Genomic DNA, 24,651 nt, shown 5'->3' with positions numbered 1-24,651 from the left:
AATTTAGACTAGGTATAGTATTTATCAAAAAAATCCAAGTCGATTAATATTTAATCGCACTTTATAGTTAGGAGGAAAACAATATGGCACCACGTCGTGGAGGTAAAAGACGCCGTAAAGTCTGTTACTTCAATTCCAATAACATTACACACATCGATTATAAAGATACTGACCTACTTAAGAAATTCGTTTCTGAGCGTGGAAAGATCTTACCTCGTCGTGTAACAGGTACTAGTGCGAAATACCAACGTAAACTAACACTAGCTATCAAACGTTCACGTATTATGGCTCTTCTTCCGTTTAGTTCTGAAGAGAGATAAGACAACCTTATACAAATCGCCTTGCCGTACCGGATTATCCGGCGGGAAGGCGATTTTTTATTATTTATATAAAAGAAAGTTACAGAAAACCTTGAGGTACATACGTTCTGATTTTGGTTTATAAACGCTAAACATGATATAATAAAAGTTCTATTTGTATGACTTAAATCTATAGCCATTCGCTAGACTATATCAATTAGACAGACATCTAATGAGTAACCGGAGGAATCAATAGTATGCAGGAGGATAACGCTAGAAAAATCACATATGGTGCGATGATGATTGCATTTTTTGCAATTTTGCTTGCGGTTTCGTTTTATATACCAGTTTTGGGTATCCTAACGATGTTTTATATACCGTTACCGCTTATACTATATCGAATTAGAAACGACAGAGCATCATCAATACTTATAACGTTTACTGGAATTGTTTTATCCCTATTAATTGGAGGTATTTATTTAGTACCATTTGCAGTTGTTTTTGGGATTTTAGGAATCGTTATAGGCGATACGATAAAATTAGAAAAAACGAAACTATATACATTTATGGCCTCAGGTCTGACGATTTTAATAATATCTGTCATTATGTATGTAGGAGCTGTGTTGTTTTTAAAGTTTAACTTTATAGAAGAGATAATGGAAATCATGCAAGTTGCACGTCAGGACGTCTTAGCCTTGTTTGGAACATACGGAGGCGAACTTCCCCCGAACTTTAAAGAGCAACTCGATGCTTCAATTGCATTTTACGAAGCGGCAATCCCTTCAGTATTTATTATCGGTGTATTTAGTTTCGCCTTTATTTTTGTTTCACTTAACATGCATGCAGCCCAAAGACTTGGAAATAATGTTGTAAAGTTTCCTCCGTTCCGTGAAATGAAGTTACCAATGATAACAGTTTGGTATTACCTACTTGTATTACTTGGCGGATTTCTTTTTGATATGGAACAAGGGTCAAACGCAAATTTAATATACATAAATGCATCCGTAGTTCTTCGGTTTTTATTTTTCTTACAAGGGATTTCATTCATTCATTACTTTATGAATGAAAAGAAATTGCCGGGGTGGCTCACATTTATTGCGACAATCTTTGCATTGGTGCTTAACCCAATTACAGTATTACTCGGCATATTAGACTCGGGAATTGGTATTAGAACTTGGGTTAAGAAAGATAAAACGAAATAAAGGAGGTGACAACAATGACTTCTTTTTTTAGACAAAGGGCAATACGATACCCATTGACGGTATTGTCCTTTCTAGGTGTTTTAGCTGCAATACTGTTGTTTATGACAAACTTTTGGGCTGCATTAATATTCTTTGTATTGTTTGTGATTGCTTTAGGTTTTGCATGGAGAATTGAAGAACAAACATATGTTGAAACTGAAAAGCATATCGAAACTCTTTCTTTTCGAATGAAAAAGGTGGGGGAAGAAGCCCTTCTACAATTACCTATTGGGATTATTCTTATAAACGAGAAGAATTTAATTGACTGGGTAAACCCTTATGTATCTAAAATATTTGAATCGGAATCTCTTATAGGTGAAGAGTTGTTCAGTTTGACAGAACAATTTCATTCAATCGTTAAAGGTGAAGATCTTGAAACAGAGAATTTAAAAGTAGGAGATCGAACTTTCAAGGTAATTTATAAAACGGAAGAAAAACTTATTTATTTATTTGATATTACCGAAAGAGTAGGGATGAAAAAACTTTACTTTGCAGATCGTACAGTTATAGCAATTATTCTCATTGATAATTATGATGAGTTGGCGCAAGCGATGGACGATCAAACAAGAAGTCAACTCAACTCCCTTGTCACCTCACATATAAATAAATGGGGAACTGAAAATGGAATATTTGTTAAGCGAATTGCTTCGGACCGATTTTTAGCTGTATTTAACGAAGAAATTTTAAGCGGCTTAGAAAAAACAAGGTTTGCAATTTTAGACGATATTCGGGAAACGAAAGCAAAACAAAGCACTGCATTGACACTCAGTATAGGAGTTGGGACAGGATCGACGTCACTTAACGAACTTGGAGAATTGGCTCAATCCAGTCTTGACCTAGTACTTGGACGTGGTGGGGATCAAGTAGCAATAAAGCAACCGGATGGTAAAGTGAAATTTTATGGCGGTAAAACAAATCCTGTTGAGAAAAGGACCAGAGTGCGTGCTCGAGTTATTTCACATGCATTACGTGATTTAATCAAAAGTAGTGATAAAGTATTTATAATGGGACATAAAGTGCCTGATATGGATTCTATCGGAGCAGCAATTGGTGTTCGGAAAATGGCGAAATTAAATGGTGTTGAAGGATACATCGTTGTGAACTATGACGAGTTGGATGGAAGTGTATCTAGGCTTATGCAGGAAATTAAGCAGGATACAGATTTGTATAGCAAGTTTATAGAACCCGAAGTTGCGTTGCCGTTAATCACGGAAAGATCACTAGTCATTGTTGTGGATACGCATAAGCCAAGCTTGGTGGCAGATGATCGACTTCTGGATAAATCAGAGAAGGTAGTTGTTATTGATCACCATAGACGCGGGGAAGAGTTTATCAATAACTCTATGCTCGTTTATATGGAACCCTATGCCTCCTCTACAGCAGAACTTGTGACAGAACTTCTTGAATATCAACCAAAGCATGAAAAATTGACAATGCTTGAAGCAACAACCCTGTTAGCCGGAATTATTGTTGACACAAAAAGTTTTACACTTCGTACAGGGGCTAGAACGTTTGAAGCCGCTTCGTACCTTCGAACGAATGGTGCAGATACCATTCTCGTTCAAAGGCTATTAAAAGAAGACATAGACACTTATGTGAAACGAGCAAAGATTATTGAGACCGTTGAGTTGACTGAAGAAGGGGTCGCGATTGCCAAAGGTGCTGATCACATAGTTTACAACTCGGTTCTTATTGCACAAACAGCAGATATTCTTTTGACAATGAAAGATGTAACGGCTTCGTTCGTGATTGCTGAAAGGGCTGATGGTAAAATAGGTATCAGTGCCAGATCATTAGGTGAACTAAATGTTCAACTAGTAATGGAGGAACTTGGCGGTGGCGGTCACTTAACAAATGCAGCATGTCAGTTGGATGTTGACACTGTGGCAGAAGCGGAAGAGATTTTAAAGTCCGTTATACAAACAAAAATAGAAGGGGGAAATTAATAATGAAAGTTATATTTTTAAAAGACGTTAAGGGAAAAGGGCTAAAAGGTGAAGTTAAGGATGTATCGGTGGGATACGCACAAAACTTTTTATTTAAGAACAATGTTGCAATTGAGGCGACGCCTGCAAACTTAAGTAGACTTGAAGGACAACAAAAGCGAGTTGAAAAAAATGCAGCTGAAGTACTTGAAGAAGCTAAAGTGTTGAAAGAACAAATTGATAAAGTAACTGTAGAAATGAAAACAAAGTCAGGTGAAGGTGGCCGTCTATTTGGTTCAATTACTGCGAAACAAATCGCCGATGAATTATTTGAAAAAGATGCAATTAAAATTGATCGTCGTAAAATGGAACTTCCTGAACCTATTCGGGCACTTGGACATACAAATATTCCGGTTAAAATACATCCAGATGTGACCGCTACACTTAAAGTACATGTGACAGAAGAATAAAAAGGGAGACTTATTGATGAATCAGATGATCGATCGTGTCCCACCCCATAATAACGAAGCGGAGCAGTCGGTTATCGGAGCAATCTTCCTGGAACCGCAGGCGCTCATTACTGCAGCGGAAATTCTTATACCCGAAGACTTTTATAGAATGGCACATCAGAAGATTTTTAACACGATGATTAAGTTAAGTGACAAAGGACAAGCGATAGATGTTGTAACTGTCACTGAAGAATTATCTGCTAAAAAAGAATTAGAAGATGTTGGCGGAATCTCTTACTTAACTGAAATTGCTAATTCAGTACCAACGGCGGCAAATATTCTTCATTATTCAAATATAGTCGAAGAGAAGGCACTGCTGCGACGTCTCATTCGAGTCGCTACGACAATTGTCGAAGACGGTTATACTCGTGAAGATGAAGTAGAAGCACTTTTATCAGAAGCTGAGAAAAAAATGATGGAAGTTGCAAACCGTAAAAATGCTGGCGACTTTAAACATATTAAAGAAGTTCTTGTAAGCACATATGACAATATTGAATTGCTTCATACGCAAACTGGAGATGTTACGGGTATTCCCTCTGGTTTTCGTGATTTAGATCGAATTACGGCAGGATTTCAACGCAACGACCTTATTATCGTTGCTGCACGTCCGTCTGTTGGTAAAACTGCGTTCGCGCTAAATGTTGCTCAAAATGTAGCGACTAAAACAACTGAAAACGTTGCAATATTTAGCTTGGAAATGGGTGCAGAGCAACTGGTTATGCGGATGCTTTGTGCAGAAGGTAATATTGATAGCCAGGTACTTCGAACGGGGGCATTACAGACAGAAGATTGGCGTAAGTTAACGATGGCTATGGGAAATCTCTCAAATGCCGGAATATTTATTGATGATTCTTCTGGTCTGCGGGTCAGCGAAATTCGTTCGAAATGTCGCCGTCTTCAACAAGAACACGGATTGGGTATGGTTATTATAGATTACTTGCAATTACTTTCAGGTAGTGCTGGTTCTGGTGAGAATCGACAACAGGAAGTATCTGAAATATCACGTTCTTTGAAAGGACTTGCAAGAGAACTTCAAATACCAGTTATAGCTCTATCACAGTTGTCACGTGGCGTTGAACAACGACAAGACAAACGTCCGATGATGTCCGACTTAAGAGAGTCGGGGAGTATTGAGCAAGATGCTGATATTGTTTCTTTTCTATATCGGGAGGACTATTACGATAAAGAAACAGAAGATGAGAATATGATTGAAATCATAATTGCGAAACAACGTAACGGCCCAACCGGTACTGTAAAACTTGCTTTTGCAAAGGAATATAACAAGTTTGTGAATGTTGACTGGAGTCAACACGAATCACCGGCTTACTAGTAAATGTAAAAAGGATATTTTTCGACCCAATTCCTTGGGTTCGAAAAATATCCTTTTTTGTTGTATCTATCTAAATTGACGTTAACAGAATCGGTAATATTACAAAGGTTACGAACGAACACTGTTGTTTTATCCGGAAATATGCGAAAGAACTATTTTAATATAAAAAAAGAACGCTTAAGTATGACTTTAGTAACTATAAAATTCAATAACATGTAATTAATTAAGAAAATATGGATGCTATTATACATTATTGTTACAAATGACTGAAATGCAACAACGATAGAGTAGTATGTGATAGATTTAAGGGGCGTGAAATTTATTCGGATTCAAATAGACTAATGTTTGTCATCTGATATAAATATAGGAGGAGTTTAGTAGCATGATAATAAAATCAAAAAAAGATAAATCCAATATATCCTTAAATGAACGTAAATCTTCATTCAAACAATTTTATAAAATTCTCTTCATATCAATCTTACTTGTTAGTTTTACTTTGAAAAGTAGTTTGGCAAACGAAGGTTTAGAAACTGTCTTTCATGTTTATTCGGAGGGTAACTACATAGGTGTTTTATCTGATGATACAATAATTGATCAAATTGAAAAGGAAATGCTAAAAGAAGCAGCCACCAAATATGTTGATCAATCTTTATCAATAGGTTCTAATCTTACGGTTGTTCAGGAGCGTGTTTTCACTGCCGGTGCTGATGACGCTCTTGTACTAGATAAAATATCAGAACTTCTATCCGTACAGGCGGATGCAATCGGTTTATATATCGATAATGAGCTGGTACTCAATTTGAAAGATATATCTGATTATAACGAAGTAATTCGAGAACTGAAATTACAAGCTGTTACAGAAGATGAACTCAGCGCATACGAGTTGCAAAAACTATCTAGTACACCTATACCACCATTAAAAGAAAACGAAACACGTTTAGCTAATATTATTATTAGCTCAGAAATCGATACGAAGAAAGAACAAGTGAAACCTGAAGATATTATGACAGTTAATGATGCAATCACTTATCTTAATAAAGGCACACTAGAAGAAAAGAAATATAGCATACAAGCTGGAGATCATGTCGGTAAAATAGCGAATAATTACAATATGCCAACAGCTAAACTGTTGGAGATTAACCCTGGACTTACACCAGAAACAATTCTTCGTATTGGTGACGAACTGAGTATTACTGCAGTTGAGCCGTTTCTGGAAGTAGAGGTGCATTACGAAACCAAAAGTGTGCAGCTAATTAAACATGAACATACCAAAGAAGAAGATAATTCTACTTATAAAGGCGTTACAAAACTAAAGCAAGAAGGTTCTGACGGTAAGAAGGAAATTACCGAACTCATCCGTAAGAAAAATGGTCAAGTTGTAGGTAAATCAGTTATTGAAGAAAACATACTTACAGAAGCAAAAGATCAAATTACAATCGTTGGAACAAAAGTAACTCCTTCAAGAGGAGTTGGAACTTTTATGTGGCCTGCTGCGGGTGGTTATGTTTCAAGTCAAATGGGAAGAAGATGGGGAAGATCTCATGATGGTATTGACATTGCTCGTCCATCCTCGTTTACAATTAAAGCCTCTGATAACGGGGTTGTTAAATTTGCTGGGTGGGATAGTACTTACGGAAACAAAGTAATCATTAACCATAACAACGGTTATGAGACGCTCTATGCTCACTTGTCGGCTATTAATGTTAAAGTAGGACAAATACTTCCACAAGGCGCAAGTTTAGGTGTAATGGGCTCAACTGGACGTTCTACAGGGGTTCATCTTCATTTCGAAGTAAGGAAAAATGGTTCGCTTGTGAATCCTTTAACTGTTTTACGATAAATAGTATTAGAATGGTGCGAAAACTATGCACCATTCTTTTTTTAACCTTAAAGTACACTATGGATTCCCCAGGAAATAATCCAGGAAATAATCCATTTATAAGTGCGAATCCTATTAAAGAGTGATAGAGTAAAATGAATACGTGCAGATTATAAAATGACACGAGGAGGATTTTTCATGCAAAATAAAACTATTCTTGTCGTCGATGATGAAAAACCAATCGCAGACATTCTTGAATTTAATTTAAAAAAAGAAGGCTTTATTGTCTTTTGTGCATATGATGGTGAAGAAGCACTTAAAAAGGTAGAGGAAGTAAAACCAGATCTAATGCTTCTAGATATAATGCTTCCGAAAAGGGATGGTATGGAAGTTTGTCGGGAAGTGCGAAAGAAATATGATTTCCCAATCATTATGTTGACAGCGAAAGACTCTGAAATTGATAAGGTATTAGGACTTGAACTAGGTGCCGATGATTATGTTACAAAACCGTTTGGCACTCGAGAACTAATCGCTCGTGTTAAGGCGAATTTACGCAGACATATGAAGAGCGTTACAGAAGATGAGGAAAATGAAACAAATGATATTACGATTGGTCACCTAATTATTCAGCCCGATGCCTATCTTGTATTAAAAAGAGACAAGAAAATCGAGCTGACACACCGAGAATTTGAATTGCTCCACTATCTTTCAAAACACATCGGACAAGTAATGACGCGGGAACACTTATTACAAACTGTTTGGGGTTATGATTATTTTGGTGATGTTCGAACAGTAGATGTAACAATTAGACGGTTGCGTGAAAAGATAGAAGATAACCCAAGCCATCCAGGGTGGATTGTGACGAGACGTGGTGTCGGTTATTACTTGCGTGATCCGGAGCAGGAGTAAAGAGTATGCAGAAAGTCGGTATTTTTCGTTCTATTCACGTTAAATTCGTCCTTATTTACGTACTACTTATTCTAATTGCGATGCAAATTATTGGACTCTATTTCGCACGCGAGCTTGAACATACATTGAAAACGAACTTTACGACCTCAATTGATGATCGAATGAATCTAGTTGAATTTAGTGTTCGTGAAGAAATGTTGAAAGATAAATATCGTCTCATTGACGATCCGACTCTTGAAGCGAATTTGAGGGGCGTTCTTTCGGGTATTACTTCAGAGGGCGATATACAAGAGATTAGAGTTGTAAATACACAAAATCTGATACTTGCAACGTCTGTTCTTGATAATCAATCTATGGTTGGGCAACGATCCATAGATGAACTTGTAAGAAGATCGATTACTTCAGAGTCACCTTACGAGGTAATTGAACTTGATGAAAATACAAGGAAGAGAATACTTGTTAGAGCGACCCCAATTATTTCAGAAGGTGAAGTTATTGGGGCTCTTTATTTGGAGTCGAATATTGAAAAAGTATATTCACAAATGGATGAAATTAATCAGATACTCGCTGGAGGCACAGCGGTTTCTTTGACGATTACAATTATTATCGGCATATTCATTGCTCAGACAATGACGAGGCCCATATCAGATATGAGACGGCAAGCACAGGCGATGGCTAGAGGTAACTTTTCTAGAAAAGTACGTGTCTATGGTAATGATGAAATGGGACAATTGGCAATTGCATTTAATCATCTAACAAATCGTCTTCAAGAATCACAAGCTACAACTGAAGGAGAGCGTCGAAAACTAGCTTCGGTTCTAGCAAACATGACGGATGGGGTAATCTCGACCGACCGAAAAGGACGAGTCATTCTTATAAATGAAGCAGCACTTACTATGCTTAGAATGACTCAGGATATTGTGTTGAACCGCCCAATTTCATCGATATTGGGTGTTGAAACAGAATATGCGTTTGAAGATTTAGTTCAAATGAAAGATTCAATGACACTGGATTTCAGCTCAAATGAACGTCCTTATATTTTGCGGGCGAACTTTTCGGTTACTCAGAAGGAAACAGGCTTCGTGAATGGTCTAATTGTAGTTCTGCATGATAATACAGAACAGGAAAAGATTGATATGGAACGAAGGGAATTTGTATCTAATGTTTCTCATGAACTACGTACACCGTTAACAACAATGCGAAGCTATTTGGAAGCATTGGCTGAAGGTGCGTGGCAGGATTCTGAAATAGCACCATCGTTTCTACATGTAACACAAATGGAAACAGAACGAATGATTCGACTTGTAAATGATTTAATGAAGCTGTCCCGCATGGACAGTGGTGATTATGATTTAAATAAAGAATGGGTTGATTTTAATTACTTTTTCAGTCTAATTATTGATCGTTTTGAGTTTTCAAAATCACAAGATGTACATTTCAAAAGACTTTTACCTTCATCCGAGTCTTTTGTTGAGATTGATACAGATAAGATGACACAAGTACTGGATAATATTATCTCAAATGCATTAAAATATTCACCCGATGGCGGGGATATCCGTTTTAGTATGGATGTCTTGGAAAATCGAATTAAAGTAATGATTTCTGATGACGGTATGGGAATACCGCTCGAAAATGTAAAGCGTATATTTGATCGGTTTTATAGAGCAGATCGTGCGAGGTCCCGCGCTATGGGCGGAACCGGACTTGGACTTGCAATTGCACGTGAAATGATCGAAGCACATGGAGGGGAAATTTGGGCAGATAGTGAAGAGGGGAACGGTACGACAATCTTTTTCACATTGCCATTTGAACCTTTAGAGGACGGTGAGTGGGGTTGAAATACATTGAAACAGTCAAATCAGTGATTCTTGTATTCCTAATCATATTAAGCATCACACTAACATTCTCAATATGGACGTATACTCCAAAGTATAAAACGATTGAACAGACTCCGACGATTCCTACTTCGATTGTGGACGACGATAAGAAAGAAGTTAAGGGGATTAAAGATATTATTAAACCTTACAAAATTCTATTTAACTTCGAAGAAGGAATGAAAGGAACAACAGATTTAGACGCACTAGATGAAAGTATTGAAGCTATTAAAGAGTGGAAAATTACTGATGTTACTTTAGCGGATTCAGATTTCACTGAAAAAAAGTTGGATGTATTTTTGCGGAAGAAAAATCGTTTTACACTTTACTACCATGGAGATGTACCGTTACCTGTTTATGATGTTGTGTTAAATAAGGAAGATTCAAACTTTCCAGAAGCATCCTTTGATCGCATCGTCGTTGACTGGAATCCTGCAAGTACAGCAATGGAAATACATTTCATTAGCAGAATGAATGGGTTGCGTTATACCGGAAAAGTAAATGATTATCAAAGTTTTAATCGTAGAATTTTACCAAACGGGCGAAATTACTCAAATTACGTTGAGGTAAATCCAGATAAAAGTCCATTTATTGCGGTCCCTACAGATCCAATTGAATTAATTCGTAATACGTACTATCAAGCTGAAATTAGTCCAAGGCGTTTTAAAGATGCACTTTTTAGGGACCCTAATGCGGTCCGACGTGGGCAAATTTCATCATCACGTGAAGAATATCAAGATGATCATGCGATTATGCGGATTGAAACAATGATGAAAACATTAAGTTTCTTCCATCCGGTTGCGGAAAGTACCGAACTGGCGATACCCTCGGAGTTGCTCTTTAACACCATCGACTTTGTAAATGAGCATGGTGGTTGGACGGATGAATACAGATACACATTTATGAATCCCAAATCTAGAACTGTTAAATTTCAACTTTTTATTCATGGTCTACCTGTGTACAGTGATTCGACGTACACCGAAATAGAGGAAATATGGGGCGATGAAGGGATTTATGGTTATATTAGACCGTATTATACGCTAAACCTAACATTTCCATCTGAAACCCGTTATACATCCCTTCCCTCAGGTGTAGAAGTTGCGGAGAGTCTAAAGCATTCTAAGATGATTGATTTTAGTACGGTAGAAGAAATTGAAATGGGTTATTATATGAAACATGACACAGACCAACGCTTATTCCTATTAGATCCTTCTTGGTTTTATTTTGCAAATGGGAAATGGAATCTATATTCACCCGAAGCCGCTGGAGGTGAAATGATTGGATTGGAATAAAACAAAGACAATTTTCATCGTCGTATTTTCTATTTTAAACGTTTTTTTGTATTCACTTTATGTTACGCAACGTTCCGAAACACTAAATGTAAAAATTCAAGGTAATATTTCAATTGAAGAATCATTGGGCTTTGATAATATTACTTATGGTGAGTTGCCAAAAAACAATGAAGACTCCTATTTTGTATCTGCTGAAATAGCAGTGTTTAGTGAGGAAGAACTATTAAGCCTTAATAACCAATCCATAGAAGTTGAAGATGGTACCCATTTGTATTCAACAATTAAAACTCCTATTGCTCTAAAAGATGCAAGTGGAGAAATTGATTTTAATGCATTTCTTTACGAATACGTTTTGAATGGCGAGCAATATGTTCTATGGAAAAGAAATGATAAAGAACGTCAAGCAACGTTTTTCCAACATGTTAACGGTCAACCAATTTATTTCAATCAAAACGCAACGTTAACTCTTTATTGGAATGAAAATGATGAAGTGATTCGGTATGAGCAGCGAATGTTTGGGGAGTTTGTGAGTTTTAATCGAAAGAAAGATTTGCTGCCACCATTACAGGCAATTAATACTTTGAATACTCGAAACTATTTAAAACCGGATTCTAAAATACTAAGTATGAAACTTGGATATTCGACACTTGCTCAACTTACAAAGACTCAGGTATTTGCACCGACTTGGTATATACATGTAGAATTGAGTAACGGTGAACTAGAGGATTACTTTATTAACGCAAATGATGGTAAAATAATAGAATTTCAAAGTGAAAAAATAGAAATTAAAGAGGAATAAGGGGTTTTTAGAAATGCGTTTTAGTGTGCTCGCAAGTGGAAGTAGCGGAAATGCGATATATATAGAAAATGAGGAACATAACTTTCTCGTCGATGCGGGCTTAAGTGGTAAGAAGCTTGAAAGCCTTTTTGCAAATATCGATCGGTCAATGAAAAAACTAGATGGGATATTTGTAACACATGAACATGGCGACCATATCAAAGGGCTCGGAGTGGTTGCAAGAAAGTATGGCGTGCCAATATATGCAAATGAGAAGACGTGGCAAGCAATGGACGGCTTAATCGGCAAGGTCCCTCTTGAACAACGCTTTCAATTTGATATGGAAACCGTACAATCTTTTGGTCAGTTAGATGTTGAATCTTTTGCGGTATCCCATGATTCAGCGGACCCAATGTTTTACACATTTCATCAAAATGGGCGAAAACTCGTCATTATTACGGATACAGGTTATGTGAGTGATCGAATGAAAGGCATCATTCGAGGTGCGGATTCTTACGTTTTTGAAAGCAATCATGATGTTAGTATGTTGCAGATGGGTCCCTATCCTTGGTCCGTAAAACGAAGAATTCTAAGTGATGTAGGACATGTATCAAATGAAGATGCTGCAGTGGCAATTAGTGAGGTCGTTGATTTGAAAGAGACGAAGATCTATTTGTCACATTTAAGTAAAGATAATAATATGAAAGACCTTGCTCGAATGAGTGTTAGTCAGACGCTTCAGTCATGTGGTGTAATTGCGGGAGAATACGTGCATCTCTATGATACAGACCCTGATCGGCCGACAGAGCTTGTAACTGTATGAAGGACCTTGCCTGCGGGTAAGGTTTTTTATTTTGTAACGGATTATTGATTTTGAAAATGAGTGAAATAGGGTACAGTTGAATAAATGCGATATAGAAAGGATGAGATATATGGATGAGAATTTCAATCCAATCGAAAATAAGGAATCAGACAGGCCAATTCTTGAAAATGAGCAGAATCAGCATTCAACAATTGATCATAAACCTCCCCGAAAAAAGAGGACTTTTATTACTGGATTAGTTCTAGGCATCCTTGTGTCTTTAGCTATCTGGTTTATTTGGGATGAGAAAGAAAGTACACAAAGTGAAACAATTCAGGCTGAAATTGGAACTTTACAATCGGATCGTGTTTCTGTGGAAGTCACTACAGATGTAACTGGAATTGTGGAAAAGGTTGCGGATTCCGTAGTTGGAGTGACAAATTTAAAATTAGTGCGTGATATTTGGTCATCGTCCCAAATGACAAAGGAAACGGGAAGCGGATCTGGGGTTATTTATAAGAAACAAGGTGACAAAGCATATATCGTAACAAATCATCATGTTGTTGAAGATGCCGAGGAACTTGAGATCACATTTGACGATGGTAAAAAAGCGAATGGGCGTCTTGTTGGAAGTGATATATGGACAGACCTGGCAGTCATCGAAATCGATGCTGCTGAAGTTAAAGCTGTAGCTCAGTTTGGAGATTCTGATGCATTAAAAAGAGGTGAAGCAGTGATTGCAATTGGTAATCCGCTTGGTCTAGGTTTTTCGGGTTCAGTAACGGTTGGCGTTATTTCAGGAAAAGATCGATCGATTCCAATTGATTTTAATGACGACGATATTGTCGATTGGTACGCTGATGTGTTGCAAACGGACGCTGCTATAAATCCAGGGAACTCGGGTGGTGCATTAATGAATCTTACGGGACAACTTATTGGTATTAATTCGATGAAGATATCACAAGAAACAGTGGAAGGAATCGGGCTTGCAATTCCAATAAATCTTGCCATCCCAATTATTGAGAAACTTGAAAAGTTCGGCGAAGTACATCGACCAACGATGGGTGTAACGTTACTCGATCTTTCAAGTATACCTGCACAACAACAGCGCGGCATTTTAAAAATACCTGCCTCTGTGACTGAAGGTGTCGTTATAAATGAAGTAATTCAAAATTCACCGGCGAATTTAGCAGGCGTTGTTCAATATGATGTCATAGTGGAAATGGATGGAGAAAAGATTGGAGATATGGTTAGTTTGCGTAAACATTTGTATAACGAAAAAGAAATAGGAGATTTGCTGAAAGTAAAAGTGTATCGAGGCAGTCAATTATTAGAAATTGAAATGGTTCTGAAAGATGGTACTGCATTTTAAGTGAATTAACTCATGCACAGATGTCGGATATTCTATCCACAGGCGACAGACGAGCAAATGTATGAGCATGCTGTTCATTATTTTAGAGATTTTGACGATTGTGGATAGATTCAATTATTTGTGAGTAAGTTTAATTATCAAAAAAGTGTAAAAAGGGATAGAATAAATAATGATTTATTGATATTTAACCCATGGGGACCGGGCTTTAGATAGTTTTATTAGTAAGTAAGATTAGTATCCAATACCTGAAACTTGTTCTATGAATGAAATGTTATCCACAAATCCATCTTGTTGTAAAAAGGTATATTGTATGTTGTGGCGAACAAATAATCGCATACAATATGTAGAAGTAGGCCGTGGATATGTGCATAAGTTTTGTTTGTAACTATTAGAAAGAAGTGGATAACCTGTGAATATAACAATTGTGACTGTTGGTAAATTAAAAGAAAAGTATTTGAAAATGGGAATAGAAGAATTTACTAAGCGTCTTGGTGCTTATGCAAAAGTGACAATTATTGAAGTACCAGATGAAAAAGCTCCTGAGTCATTAAGCGATGCGGATATGGAAATTGTTAAGAAAAAAGAGGGGGAGCGAATCTTATCGAAAATTGGCGCTGATGTTTATGTAATTGCCCTTGCAATTGATGGGAAAATGAAAACTTCAGAACAGCTGGCTGCGGATATGGAATCCTTGATGACTTATGGTAGGAGCAAAGTGGCATTTGTTATCGGAGGATCACTAGGCTTACATAACGACGTTTTAAAAAGAGCGGACGAGCTATTGTCGTTTTCCAAAATGACATTCCCACATCAAATGATGAAACTGATTTTGGTGGAACAGATTTATCGTGCATTTCGGATAATGAAGGGTGAACCGTATCACAAATAAGTGAGGAAACTCAGATCTATACGAGTTGAAATAACGGTTTTTACTAATCACGCTTGCAGCTTAAGCTAATGAACCATTTGTTATTATTTGTGTCAAAAATTGTAATGCATACTATTATGCATTAGATCAAGCACATACGACAGAAATTACGATGAATTTATTTCACTTGTCGATGTGGGAGTAGAATCATCACTAGATTTATATTTAAGTACAGTTAATGTAAGGAGGTGTAGCTTTGGAAAAAATGAATTTTGATCCTTATCCGGAGTTAAAAACGGATAGGTTATTATTAAGGCAACTTGTGATGAATGATGATGAACGTATTTTTGAATATCAATCTAATAAAGAGAACTTTAAGTTTGTAGATATGCCAATTTATACAAGCCTAGAAGAGACCCAAAACTATGTAACTAAAATGAATGCTGGTGTAAGTAGTAACCAATGGATTATTTGGGGTATTGCTGACGCAAAAACAAATTCTGTTCTGGGTACCATTTCAATTTGGAATATATCAACAGAACAATTGAAAGCAGAATTAGGTTATGGGCTTTTTCCGGGAAGTTTTGGAAAAGGGATTATGAGTGAAGCACTAGTAAAAGTCGTTGAGTATGGATTTGAAGTCATGGGGCTTAAAACAATTGAAGCGTATACGAATGCAATGAATGATAAATCAATCGCACTTTTGGAAAGAAATAAATTTACTAAAATATCTTCATTAATTGAAACAGAAACCTCAAATAGAGTCCCAGTGGAAATGGTAGTATACGGATGTAATTACAATGAAAAGCCGAAAGTTTATTAGTAGGTACGGGATTAGTAAAAGAAGCAATAAAGAAATCATTTTATTCTGCATTGATACCTTTTACTATCTAAGGAAATCTTAAATACCAATACAATTTAAATTATATTACGAATCGCCCAAGGTGCTGATGGTTTGTTTGGATCAGCTTGATGAGTATTTTAAAGGCGAGCGCCATGAATTCAACAGCGATAAAAAAGTTGGGAGGATGTAAGATGAAAGAATATAAAAAATGCCAAAGCTGTGCCATGCCATTGAAAAAGCCAGAGGATAGAGGTACTGAAAAAAATCTTGATAAAAGCACTATGTACTGTAAGCATTGTTATCAAGAAGGTGGGTTTTCACAAAAAAATATTAGCATAGATGAGATGAAACAAGTTGTGAAAGAAAAATGTATAGAAATGGGAATGCCCAAACTTATAGCGGTTATGTTTGCAAAAAATATACACAAGTTGGAGAGATGGAAGCTGTAAATAACGATAGATTCGCTCTTAATCAGCTTAAGCCATAAGACAAAACCTCGGATAGATTCATTATGATGAACCGTATCATAAATAACGAAGGTCATAAATGTTATCCATCTTAAACATTGTTATAATAAACGAGTGTCCAAAGCCCATCTATAGCTTTGGATGCTCTTTTTTAAATTACATTCATAGTATGTATATTATTAGTTAGGGAGTTGGATATAGAGATGAATAAGAAGGATATTGCAACAATACGCAAACAATTTAAGTTGGATAATGAGTTACTGACAATTAACGATATTTATAAAGTGTATATTAAACAGGAAAGCAGTGACATCTTTCATGAGGAGAATCAGTCGTTTTCCCTGTTAGAACGGGAACAACAAGAATTATTCCTTACAAACTTTAAAAAAGTTTTGGGTGGAAAACTAGGCATGAAATTGTTTGAAGTGCGATTTCAGAGTTCAACAGAAGAGCAAACAGACCATACGCAGAAAGTATTATATAAGGGGCTTCAAGCAGACGGTGTAGAAGAATGGAAAGCGGATATGAATAGAATTGCACTAAAAATGGTAGAGGAAGTCCAATATGAAAAAGATATAGTTGTCACATTCGTTCGAGGAAATTATTTTATTCCGGCAAAACATAATTATGATGAACACGGAATGGCACCTCGTGACGAAGCATATACAACTCCTTTTATTCTCTGTAGTATGAATCAGACTGAACTGCCGAAGCATTCACTTACTTTTGATTTTATTGAGAGAGAATTTAAGTCAAACACAATGGCTGATCCCGTCATTAATCTTACTTCCCCAATTGGTGGATTTTTGTTTCCTTGCTTTTCGGATAACGTAGCAGATGTCAATCACATTCTTTATGCTGCGGGAAAAGCGAATAAGCCCGATATCCATTTTATCGAGAAAGTGCTTGATGGTGAAGAAATTATGACTGCGGAAGACGACAAGGCGGTCTTTGAAGAAATTGTAAAAGAAGTCATTGGTGATGAGGTGAATGCACAAACTCTTGCCAGCGTATATGAGGAAATCAATCGTATGATGGATGAGGAAGCCGATGACGAGGAATATGAGGTTACGCCTACATTGGACACTAAAGAGATGGAACGCGTATTACAGGTATGTGGTGTGCAGGACGTGAGTGCAGAAAAAGTGGAAATGGCTTTCCAAAAGGTGATTGATGATGAAACTTATGAAATGAAAGCGAGTCATATCCTTCCAAGTTATACATCGAAGTCCATCAAAATCAGTACAAAAGTAGCGAATATCGCTATTAGTCCTCAAGATTTGAAATATGTTAGACAGGTAAATTACAATGGCAAACGTTGTTTATTAATAGAAGTAGAAGAGGATACAATGATTGAAGGATTTAAGCTCGTTCAGGAAGAATTATTGTATTAGAAGTAAATATGTCCTGATTTATCTAAAAATAGAGTAAAATAATGTGATATAATTAAAATAGAACAGATATGCGACTAGGTCGCCCCTCACATTGGCGTGAAGACTAAGCAGATAGCCTGTATCTTCTGCAAATAAATAGAGTAAGGAAGGTTAAAATGAATAACAGAGAAACAAAAACAGACGTTATCTTAATTGGTGCCGGAATAATGAGTGCTACTTTGGGAACAATGTTGAAGGAATTAAAACCAGAATGGAATATTAAAGTATTTGAAAAGCTAGATACAGCAGGAGAAGAAAGCTCAAATGAATGGAATAATGCAGGTACAGGACATGCTGCACTTTGCGAGCTTAACTATACTTCTGAAAAACCAGATGGTTCAATAGATATTAAAAAAGCGATTACTATCAATGAACAATTCCAAATTTCCATGCAGTTTTGGTCTTATCTTGTAAACAATAAATTGATAAAAAATCCAGAAGACTTTATTATGCCCTTGCCTCATATGAGTATGGTGCAAGGGAAAGAAAATGTGGCATATTTAAAGAAACGCTTTGAAGCAATGTCCAAGAATCCACTTTTCAAAGGTATGGAGTTTTCTGATGATCCAGCAAAATTGATGGAATGGATTCCGCTTATTATGGAAAATCGTTCAACAGATGCTGTTATTGCAGCAACAAAAATCGACACGGGTACGGATGTTAACTTTGGTGCTTTAACTCGAATGATGCTAGACCATTTAAAGATTAAAGACGTAGATGTTAATTACAATCACAGTGTTGAAGATCTTAAACGTACGGAAGAGGGCAATTGGGAAGTAAGAGTGAAGAATAGCGCTGAAGGAAAAATCGAAAACCACACGGCGAAATTTGTGTTTGTTGGAGGCGGAGGCGGAAGCTTACATTTACTGCAAAAGTCTGGTATTCCTGAAGGAAAACATATCGGTGGGTTCCCTGTAAGTGGAATGTTCTTAGTATGTAACAAACCGGAAATCGTAGAAAGACACCATGCCAAAGTATATGGAAAAGCGGCGGTTGGTGCACCACCAATGTCTGTTCCACATCTAGACACAAGATTTATTGATAATAAAAAGTCATTGCTCTTCGGGCCTTTTGCAGGGTTTTCTCCCAAGTTTTTAAAAACAGGTTCGATGTTAGACTTAGTAACTTCAGTAAAGCCAAATAATGTTGTAACTATGTTGGCCGCAGGTGCTAAAGAGATGTCTTTAACAAAATACTTGATTCAGCAAGTAATGTTATCCAAAGATAAGCGCGTGAAGGAATTACAGGTATTTATCCCAAACGCTAAAATTGAAGATTGGGATACAGTTGTCGCCGGTCAACGTGTACAAGTTATCAAAGACACTGAGGCTGGTGGCAAAGGAACTCTACAGTTTGGTACAGAGATGGTTACTTCAGCTGATGGTACAATTGCTGCTTTACTTGGTGCATCACCAGGTGCATCCACCGCAGTTCACGCAATGATTGAACTACTTAAGAAATGTTTCCCAGAACATATGTCAGAATGGGAATCGAAAATTAAAGAAATGATTCCTTCTTATGGTAAGTTGCTTTTGGACAACCCTGAGCTTTTAGAGGAAATTCATACTTTAACAGGGAAAACGTTGTTAGGTTTAATTGACAAGGATGAGTCTGTAGACAATTTTGTGGATGTGGAACCAGAAGTAGTTCAAATTAATAATGAAACGATTTAATAAATAAAAGTAAGCGTGGACGCCTGATACTCAGCTGTCCACGCTTACTTTTTACTATATTATATAAAATAACTGATATTCTTGTATTCTTTAATACTCCATCTTTAAGTGATAAGATTAAACGAATACAAGAACATGAGATGAGGGAAATATCTTGTTTCTAGACAAACTGAGAAACCAATTAAATGTGAATAAATCACTGTTTATCGGCGAGGATACGGCTTTACGTTACGCAATTTTAATACCAATCGTTCTAGTGGATGATGAATGGCATGTCCTTTTCGAAGTACGCTCATTAACGATGAGAAAACAGCCCGGTGATATTAGTTTTCCTGGTGGTCGAATTGACTCTACAGACGCATCTCCAATGGCAGCAGCTTTACGGGAAACACAAGAAGAATTAGGCGTTGATCCGAACACAGTTACAATTGTGGGAGAATTAAGCCCTTATATTGCATCTTCTTCATTTGTTGTGTACCCATTTGTAGCAACCATTGATTACAATCAAATTATTCATTTGTACAATAAAGAAGAAGTCGAAGAGGTATTTACAATTCCGATCAACTGGCTATTGAATCATGAGCCTTATATGCACTTAATAAGCGTCGATTCAGTTCCCCCACCAGACTTTCCTTATGAAAAGATAATGAACGGTGCGCAGTATCAATGGAGAAGCCGGTCAATGGAAGAATGGTTTTTCGATTATGAAGAGCGTACCATTTGGGGACTAACAGCTCGGATTTTAAAGCACTTTATAGAAATCATGAAATTAGATAACCCTAAAGGAAAAGTATTTGAGTAGTATATATTAAAAACTCCAGTCAATATGTGAATTTGGATAATAGAAAAATGCATTGGATAAAGTAAAGGCTTATACTGGAGATTAGGTTGCAAAGGTTCTGGAGGGATAACGATGAATAATAATGATCGATTGGTTAGATTACGCTATGCATTGGATATAAAAGATGCTGAAATGGTTGAGATTTTTAAACTAGGCGGTTTTGATTTAACAAAAGAAGAAGTGCAAAAAATGCTTTCAAAATCAAAACAAAATACTGCGACCAATTCGGAAGAAAATGAAACACAAGTGAATGAATATGTAACAAGTCTAGAGAACTCTTCGTTCGAGTCCTTTTTAAATGGGTTAATTGTCGCTAAAAGAGGAGTGCAGGACTCAATTCCAGGGACTTCTACGAACCAATTCTTAATGTCAAAAGACAATCGAAATGTAAACAACATTTTGCTGAAAAAAGTGAAAATCGCTCTTTCCTTAACAAGTGAGGATATGTTAGACATCTTAATGGATGCGGGAGTACACCTTTCAAAAAGTGAATTGAGTGCAGTTCTTAGAAAAGAAGGACAGCGGAATTATAAAGAATGTGGCGATCGATACGCACGTAACTTCATTAAGGGATTGGGAATGAGATACCGAGAATAAATTCACATAGTAAAAAGGGTCCGGATTCTTTATCGAATTCTGACCCTTTTTGTATGTTTTATAGATTTTGGTTAGAAGGCATTGCGTCCATATGACTTGCGATCAATGCAATGATTGTGCTGGCTTCATCTTTGGAAAATGTGAAGCTGCTTTCACCTTTGAAAAGTTCGCCATCTTCGGACCATTTTCTGTTTACCCTACGAAGAACCCCTTTACCTGTTGCATTTTCAACTCCAAATTGATAGGTAACTTCAACTTTTTCGGCAATTTGAAAGGCAGTCATTTCAGGTGTTTCCCATTCAACTGTGTGATTTTCATGAACTTCTTCTGTAACAAAGAGTTTAGCGATGTTCAACTCTTCGTTATCGTCAACTTCAACTATTCCCTCGTCTTCATCATCAATAATTAAATAGCTATCGTCGTTTATATAATCATGCAAGCTAAAATGAACAGCATCAATTATATCTTCGATGTCAGGCAGCATAATTCTCGCTTGTTGTTCAAATTCTAAATCGAACATTTCTACGTAAAATTCATTATTATGTGGATCAAAGAAAAGAATGCAAAAGTAATCTCTTTCATCACTTTCTGTATTCACAAAAAACTCGATTCGGGGATGTTTTGCACTCCGATCAATTTTCATTTGACCTACTTGCTCATACTCTTCACAAATTGAATTAAGCTGTTCTTGTAGTTCTAGTGTTACTCTGTTAAACCATTCTATCGACATGCATGAACCACCCCTTATTTATATTCATCTTTCAAATACATATCTTTTCCTAATTTATGTGATTTATAACCGTGATATTGGATTCGTTCGCAAATTTTATTGTAGAAATAAAAAAATGCGAATTTTGAACCTTCATGAATGTTTAATATAAGCACCTTTTTATTTTCACTTAACACAACCTTAGGGGGGAGGGGCGGCCTCTATAACCGGTTTTACAAGATTCCTATAGAATGATGCGGGTTTTCATTTGAAAAGGCTTACGTGGATCACTGAAAGCCTGGTTTTTCTAAAAATAAAAATATAGTTGTGTTTTCAAGATTGTAATAACTATTTTCTATTTTTGATTTACGATAAAAGGACAGAATAATGCGACCTGTTATACTACTCTGAACTATCAAACTTGAAAATTAACGTGGAATACTCATCAGATGTTGTATGTTGAAAATGCACATTTTGAATGTATACATTATAAGTAACGTTGTATACAAAGATGTGTACAAATGTAAACAATAACGTATACAAGTTTACAAAGGCGTGTACACCCTTTGTTTCATTGAGTGTACTTAAATGTATTCTTGTTTACATTAATGTGTACAAGAATACATTTGTATGTTGTATGTAGGTTTAGCATTGACCTTACCGCATAACTCCGATAAAGTTTAAGTAGTAATATATATTCATAGGAAGGATGATTATTTTGACAGTATCTCGAATTGCAGCAATTGACGTAGGAAATGATTCATTGAAAGCTATTTTTGGTAAGTTAGATGCAGAGCTTAATATACCAAATGTGATTGCACAGGATGTTGAAGATCGTCCAATCATCGGAATTGAAGAACTTGACAGTCAGGATCCTGTAAGTGGTATCCATATTCGATTACATTCTCCCGCATTAAAAGAAAATAACTCAATTTACCGTGTAGGAAGTTTAGCTACGAAAAGCGGTAATTCTACAGAACTTGATCCGGGAAGTAACAAATCAGAGGAAGACCAAACTCTTGTAATGATGTTTGCTTCATTAGCATTAGATGCGGCACGCGATGAAAATAAAGAGATTTTTAAACGCAATAATAATGTCATCGAGGCTACGTATACACTTGGGACAGGACTTCCACTTAGAGAAGTTAAAGAAGGAAAAGATGTTGGCTACCGTTCTCAATTGCTTGGATCTGTACACCAAGTTGAGTTTTTAGTAACGCCTAAATATCAGGGTCTTAAAGTGAACATCAAGTTTGATGAAGTGAAAGTCTATCCAGAAGGATTTGCGGCGTTTATTAACCTCGTAATGGATAATGACTTGAACATCATAAATAAAGAATTGATAGACAAGAGAATTTTGATTCAAGATATTGGTGGTCTATCAACGGATGTAGCGGTTATTAAAGATCGTAAAGTCGATGATGATAAAGCACAAGGCTTTAACTTGGGAGTGTCAGAATCACTTGATGCCATTCGTGAAGAGATTTATGCAAGACACGGTGTAGAGCTAGATAGCCGTATGGATGTTGTGGACATTATAACGAAGAAAAATGATCGCAACCACATCATGGTAAAAGGAAGTCGGACAAGCGTTCATGATATCGTGGACCGGATTCTTATGGATTTGGCGAAAAAGCAATACCGCCATTTACGGAATGTATGGGCTAGAAACTCACAATCTGAAATTTGTTACTTTATAGGTGGAGGTTCAATCGTCCTTAAGGATTATCTAAAAACGTTGAATAATAGCTTAGATGGCTATAATATCGATTTCTTTGAAGATGAAAAAGAAAGCGTTTGGATGATGGCAAATTCTTATTATAAACTAATCTCGGATTTTGCTAGAAAAAATCAAAAAGTACAACCGAAAGTAGAAGAGAAAACAGTAAAAACAAAATAGGGTGATAGTGCATGAATGAAAAAGGATTAAAAAGAGGGCAGCCTATAACATTTCGTCTTCCGTCCGATACGTCCGATCACACTTTAAGGCAATTACAAAAGCTGAAAGAAGTCGAAAGAAGGAACTTCTCCAGTAAAATTGCTGAATTTGTAATCGATGGGGTGAACGCCTCTATTGTAAAACATAGAGAAGCCATCGTCATTCCGCTGCCAAAAGGCCTAACTAAAGCGCAAAGGGATTGGCTGAAGCATGAACATTCCGAGGCACTTCTTGGAAGCATTGTCTATCAGCTAATGTCAGACCCAAATCGTACGGCCTCACTCTTCGCATCACTAAATAGTAATGCGTTAGAGGTGGATGACGCTTTATATCTCCAGGAAGAAACAGTTGCTACAGTAGAATCCAAAATCGAGGATAACTCGATTAAGAGCGACCCTGATGATGATTTAAATAACTTTGACTGGGGTCAGATCACAAGGACCGAGGACAAGCCTGTCGAAGAAGAGGAAGAAATAGATCCTTTAGGTGACTTTCTTGCTCAAATGAATAAGTGATTTTTCTATTGGAAAATAATTATAAAAGCACATCAACAGTAATTATGTTGATGTGCTTTTATTTTTAATTTAACTTAGCGGATGAACTACGCTATTAGAATTGTGGGAACGAAATTGCACGACGTTGCGGGGTTTTTGGAAAACGTTGCGAGGTTTCCCGCATATGTCATAAGGAATCATATTTGATTAATAAAAAAAGAATGCTCGTTTTACTAACGGGTTCGGTACACGGGGAGAAAACATTAAAAAACATAGCATTTGGGGACGCAATTCGCGTATGAATTAGTGTCCCTGTTTTTGTTGTTACATCAATGTTTTAAAGTATTTAATATACTAACCCACATTACAATTCACACCCAAATTAACAACACCACATAAATTTGTGTGGTGTTGTTAATTTGGGTGCTAAAACGGTTGCGAATTGGCTGTAAAATCATTTAGTGGGCGCCCTATCCCATCTTTCAGCAAGTAATGCAACGGTATCAGTGTCAAGTTTGCAAAAAGAAAACGGCTCTTACACCAATAAGACCGCTCAACGGTTAGGAATCACAGATAAAAAGTTCGACATGAAAGATATTATTTATCTAAGATAGTTTGTTTAGTATCAAGCAAAAC

Annotated in this window: 22 protein-coding genes; 21 read left to right on the top strand and 1 reads right to left on the bottom strand. The window is 36.6% G+C overall.

The window, feature by feature from the left end:
- The first annotated feature begins 83 nt into the window (after positions 1-83).
- The 19 genes from rpsR to ACP8HH_RS18520 all read left to right on the top strand — a co-directional run bounded on the left by rpsR (position 84) and on the right by ACP8HH_RS18520 (position 20,873).
- Complete coding sequence (rpsR, locus tag ACP8HH_RS18610; RefSeq protein ID WP_381537645.1) at positions 84-320, top strand: 30S ribosomal protein S18; 237 nt, start codon at positions 84-86, stop codon at positions 318-320.
- Positions 321-556: 236 nt separating this feature from the next.
- Positions 557-1,501 (top strand): YybS family protein, encoded by a 945-nt coding sequence (locus ACP8HH_RS18605; RefSeq protein ID WP_438313947.1) that lies wholly within the window; start codon positions 557-559, stop codon positions 1,499-1,501.
- A 14-nt stretch (positions 1,502-1,515) separates the two neighbouring features.
- Positions 1,516-3,486, top strand: a complete 1,971-nt coding sequence (locus tag ACP8HH_RS18600; RefSeq protein ID WP_438313945.1) for a DHH family phosphoesterase — start codon at positions 1,516-1,518, stop codon at positions 3,484-3,486.
- A gap of 2 nt (positions 3,487-3,488) precedes the next feature.
- Complete coding sequence (gene rplI / locus ACP8HH_RS18595; RefSeq protein WP_438313942.1) at positions 3,489-3,935, top strand: 50S ribosomal protein L9; 447 nt, start codon at positions 3,489-3,491, stop codon at positions 3,933-3,935.
- A gap of 16 nt (positions 3,936-3,951) precedes the next feature.
- Positions 3,952-5,304, top strand: a complete 1,353-nt coding sequence (gene dnaB, locus ACP8HH_RS18590) for a replicative DNA helicase (protein ID WP_438313939.1) — start codon at positions 3,952-3,954, stop codon at positions 5,302-5,304.
- 382 nt (positions 5,305-5,686) lie between these two features.
- Complete coding sequence (locus ACP8HH_RS18585) at positions 5,687-7,144, top strand: peptidoglycan DD-metalloendopeptidase family protein (RefSeq protein WP_438313937.1); 1,458 nt, start codon at positions 5,687-5,689, stop codon at positions 7,142-7,144.
- A gap of 177 nt (positions 7,145-7,321) precedes the next feature.
- Positions 7,322-8,032: a response regulator YycF gene (gene yycF, locus ACP8HH_RS18580; protein WP_438313934.1), complete on the top strand. Its 711-nt coding sequence runs from the start codon at positions 7,322-7,324 to the stop codon at positions 8,030-8,032.
- Between the two features lie 5 nt (positions 8,033-8,037).
- Positions 8,038-9,870 (top strand): cell wall metabolism sensor histidine kinase WalK, encoded by a 1,833-nt coding sequence (gene walK / locus ACP8HH_RS18575; RefSeq protein WP_438313931.1) that lies wholly within the window; start codon positions 8,038-8,040, stop codon positions 9,868-9,870.
- Entirely contained in the window at positions 9,861-11,198 is a 1,338-nt protein-coding gene (locus tag ACP8HH_RS18570; protein WP_438313928.1) for a YycH family regulatory protein, read from the top strand. Before walK ends, ACP8HH_RS18570 begins: the two co-directional genes overlap by 10 nt.
- Complete coding sequence (locus ACP8HH_RS18565; RefSeq protein ID WP_438313925.1) at positions 11,185-11,997, top strand: two-component system regulatory protein YycI; 813 nt, start codon at positions 11,185-11,187, stop codon at positions 11,995-11,997. Before ACP8HH_RS18570 ends, ACP8HH_RS18565 begins: the two co-directional genes overlap by 14 nt.
- Before the next feature lie 13 nt (positions 11,998-12,010).
- Positions 12,011-12,799: an MBL fold metallo-hydrolase gene (locus ACP8HH_RS18560; protein ID WP_438313922.1), complete on the top strand. Its 789-nt coding sequence runs from the start codon at positions 12,011-12,013 to the stop codon at positions 12,797-12,799.
- A 100-nt stretch (positions 12,800-12,899) separates the two neighbouring features.
- On the top strand, positions 12,900-14,150 hold the full coding sequence (locus ACP8HH_RS18555) for a S1C family serine protease (RefSeq protein ID WP_438313919.1): 1,251 nt from the start codon (positions 12,900-12,902) through the stop codon (positions 14,148-14,150).
- 409 nt (positions 14,151-14,559) lie between these two features.
- Entirely contained in the window at positions 14,560-15,039 is a 480-nt protein-coding gene (rlmH, locus tag ACP8HH_RS18550; protein ID WP_438313916.1) for a 23S rRNA (pseudouridine(1915)-N(3))-methyltransferase RlmH, read from the top strand.
- A gap of 244 nt (positions 15,040-15,283) precedes the next feature.
- Positions 15,284-15,841, top strand: coding sequence for a GNAT family N-acetyltransferase (locus ACP8HH_RS18545; protein ID WP_438319258.1), 558 nt, complete (start codon positions 15,284-15,286; stop codon positions 15,839-15,841).
- A 212-nt stretch (positions 15,842-16,053) separates the two neighbouring features.
- Complete coding sequence (locus ACP8HH_RS18540) at positions 16,054-16,311, top strand: zinc ribbon domain-containing protein (RefSeq protein WP_438313913.1); 258 nt, start codon at positions 16,054-16,056, stop codon at positions 16,309-16,311.
- A gap of 221 nt (positions 16,312-16,532) precedes the next feature.
- A complete protein-coding gene (locus ACP8HH_RS18535) occupies positions 16,533-17,723 on the top strand; it encodes a DUF4317 domain-containing protein (protein WP_438313910.1) in 1,191 nt (396 codons plus the stop codon).
- Positions 17,724-17,854: 131 nt separating this feature from the next.
- Positions 17,855-19,435, top strand: coding sequence for a malate:quinone oxidoreductase (locus ACP8HH_RS18530; RefSeq protein WP_438319257.1), 1,581 nt, complete (start codon positions 17,855-17,857; stop codon positions 19,433-19,435).
- A gap of 154 nt (positions 19,436-19,589) precedes the next feature.
- Positions 19,590-20,237, top strand: a complete 648-nt coding sequence (locus ACP8HH_RS18525; protein ID WP_438313907.1) for an NUDIX hydrolase — start codon at positions 19,590-19,592, stop codon at positions 20,235-20,237.
- A gap of 105 nt (positions 20,238-20,342) precedes the next feature.
- Complete coding sequence (locus ACP8HH_RS18520) at positions 20,343-20,873, top strand: DUF1456 family protein (protein WP_438319256.1); 531 nt, start codon at positions 20,343-20,345, stop codon at positions 20,871-20,873.
- A gap of 58 nt (positions 20,874-20,931) precedes the next feature.
- Here the strand turns inward: ACP8HH_RS18520 and ACP8HH_RS18515 are convergent, their stop codons facing one another.
- Entirely contained in the window at positions 20,932-21,603 is a 672-nt protein-coding gene (locus ACP8HH_RS18515; protein ID WP_438313905.1) for a hypothetical protein, read from the bottom strand.
- 697 nt (positions 21,604-22,300) lie between these two features.
- Here ACP8HH_RS18515 and ACP8HH_RS18510 point away from each other — a divergent pair.
- Both ACP8HH_RS18510 and ACP8HH_RS18505 read left to right on the top strand, forming a co-directional pair.
- Entirely contained in the window at positions 22,301-23,482 is a 1,182-nt protein-coding gene (locus ACP8HH_RS18510; protein ID WP_438313902.1) for an Alp7A family actin-like protein, read from the top strand.
- Between the two features lie 11 nt (positions 23,483-23,493).
- Positions 23,494-24,036, top strand: coding sequence for a hypothetical protein (locus ACP8HH_RS18505; RefSeq protein ID WP_438313900.1), 543 nt, complete (start codon positions 23,494-23,496; stop codon positions 24,034-24,036).
- The last annotated feature ends 615 nt before the right edge of the window (positions 24,037-24,651 follow it).

The organism is Sporosarcina sp. FA9 (genome assembly GCF_051550205.1).
Lineage (GTDB): Bacteria > Bacillota > Bacilli > Bacillales_A > Planococcaceae > Sporosarcina.
This window is presented reverse-complemented; position numbering and strand designations above follow the sequence as displayed.

Bases quoted from the DNA above. Each gene is read 5' to 3' on its own strand.
- rplI (WP_438313942.1), top strand. From the start codon at position 3,489: ATGAAAGTTATATTTTTAAAAGACGTTAAGGGAAAAGGGCTAAAAGGT.
- ACP8HH_RS18600 (WP_438313945.1), top strand. From the start codon at position 1,516: ATGACTTCTTTTTTTAGACAAAGGGCAATACGATACCCATTGACGGTA.
- ACP8HH_RS18560 (WP_438313922.1), top strand. From the start codon at position 12,011: ATGCGTTTTAGTGTGCTCGCAAGTGGAAGTAGCGGAAATGCGATATAT.
- yycF (WP_438313934.1), top strand. From the start codon at position 7,322: ATGCAAAATAAAACTATTCTTGTCGTCGATGATGAAAAACCAATCGCA.
- ACP8HH_RS18535 (WP_438313910.1), top strand. From the start codon at position 16,533: ATGAATAAGAAGGATATTGCAACAATACGCAAACAATTTAAGTTGGAT.
- ACP8HH_RS18505 (WP_438313900.1), top strand. From the start codon at position 23,494: ATGAATGAAAAAGGATTAAAAAGAGGGCAGCCTATAACATTTCGTCTT.
- ACP8HH_RS18605 (WP_438313947.1), top strand. From the start codon at position 557: ATGCAGGAGGATAACGCTAGAAAAATCACATATGGTGCGATGATGATT.
- walK (WP_438313931.1), top strand. From the start codon at position 8,038: ATGCAGAAAGTCGGTATTTTTCGTTCTATTCACGTTAAATTCGTCCTT.
- ACP8HH_RS18515 (WP_438313905.1), bottom strand. From the start codon at position 21,603: ATGTCGATAGAATGGTTTAACAGAGTAACACTAGAACTACAAGAACAG.
- ACP8HH_RS18585 (WP_438313937.1), top strand. From the start codon at position 5,687: ATGATAATAAAATCAAAAAAAGATAAATCCAATATATCCTTAAATGAA.
- ACP8HH_RS18555 (WP_438313919.1), top strand. From the start codon at position 12,900: ATGAGATATATGGATGAGAATTTCAATCCAATCGAAAATAAGGAATCA.
- ACP8HH_RS18540 (WP_438313913.1), top strand. From the start codon at position 16,054: ATGAAAGAATATAAAAAATGCCAAAGCTGTGCCATGCCATTGAAAAAG.
- dnaB (WP_438313939.1), top strand. From the start codon at position 3,952: ATGAATCAGATGATCGATCGTGTCCCACCCCATAATAACGAAGCGGAG.
- ACP8HH_RS18545 (WP_438319258.1), top strand. From the start codon at position 15,284: ATGAATTTTGATCCTTATCCGGAGTTAAAAACGGATAGGTTATTATTA.
- rpsR (WP_381537645.1), top strand. From the start codon at position 84: ATGGCACCACGTCGTGGAGGTAAAAGACGCCGTAAAGTCTGTTACTTC.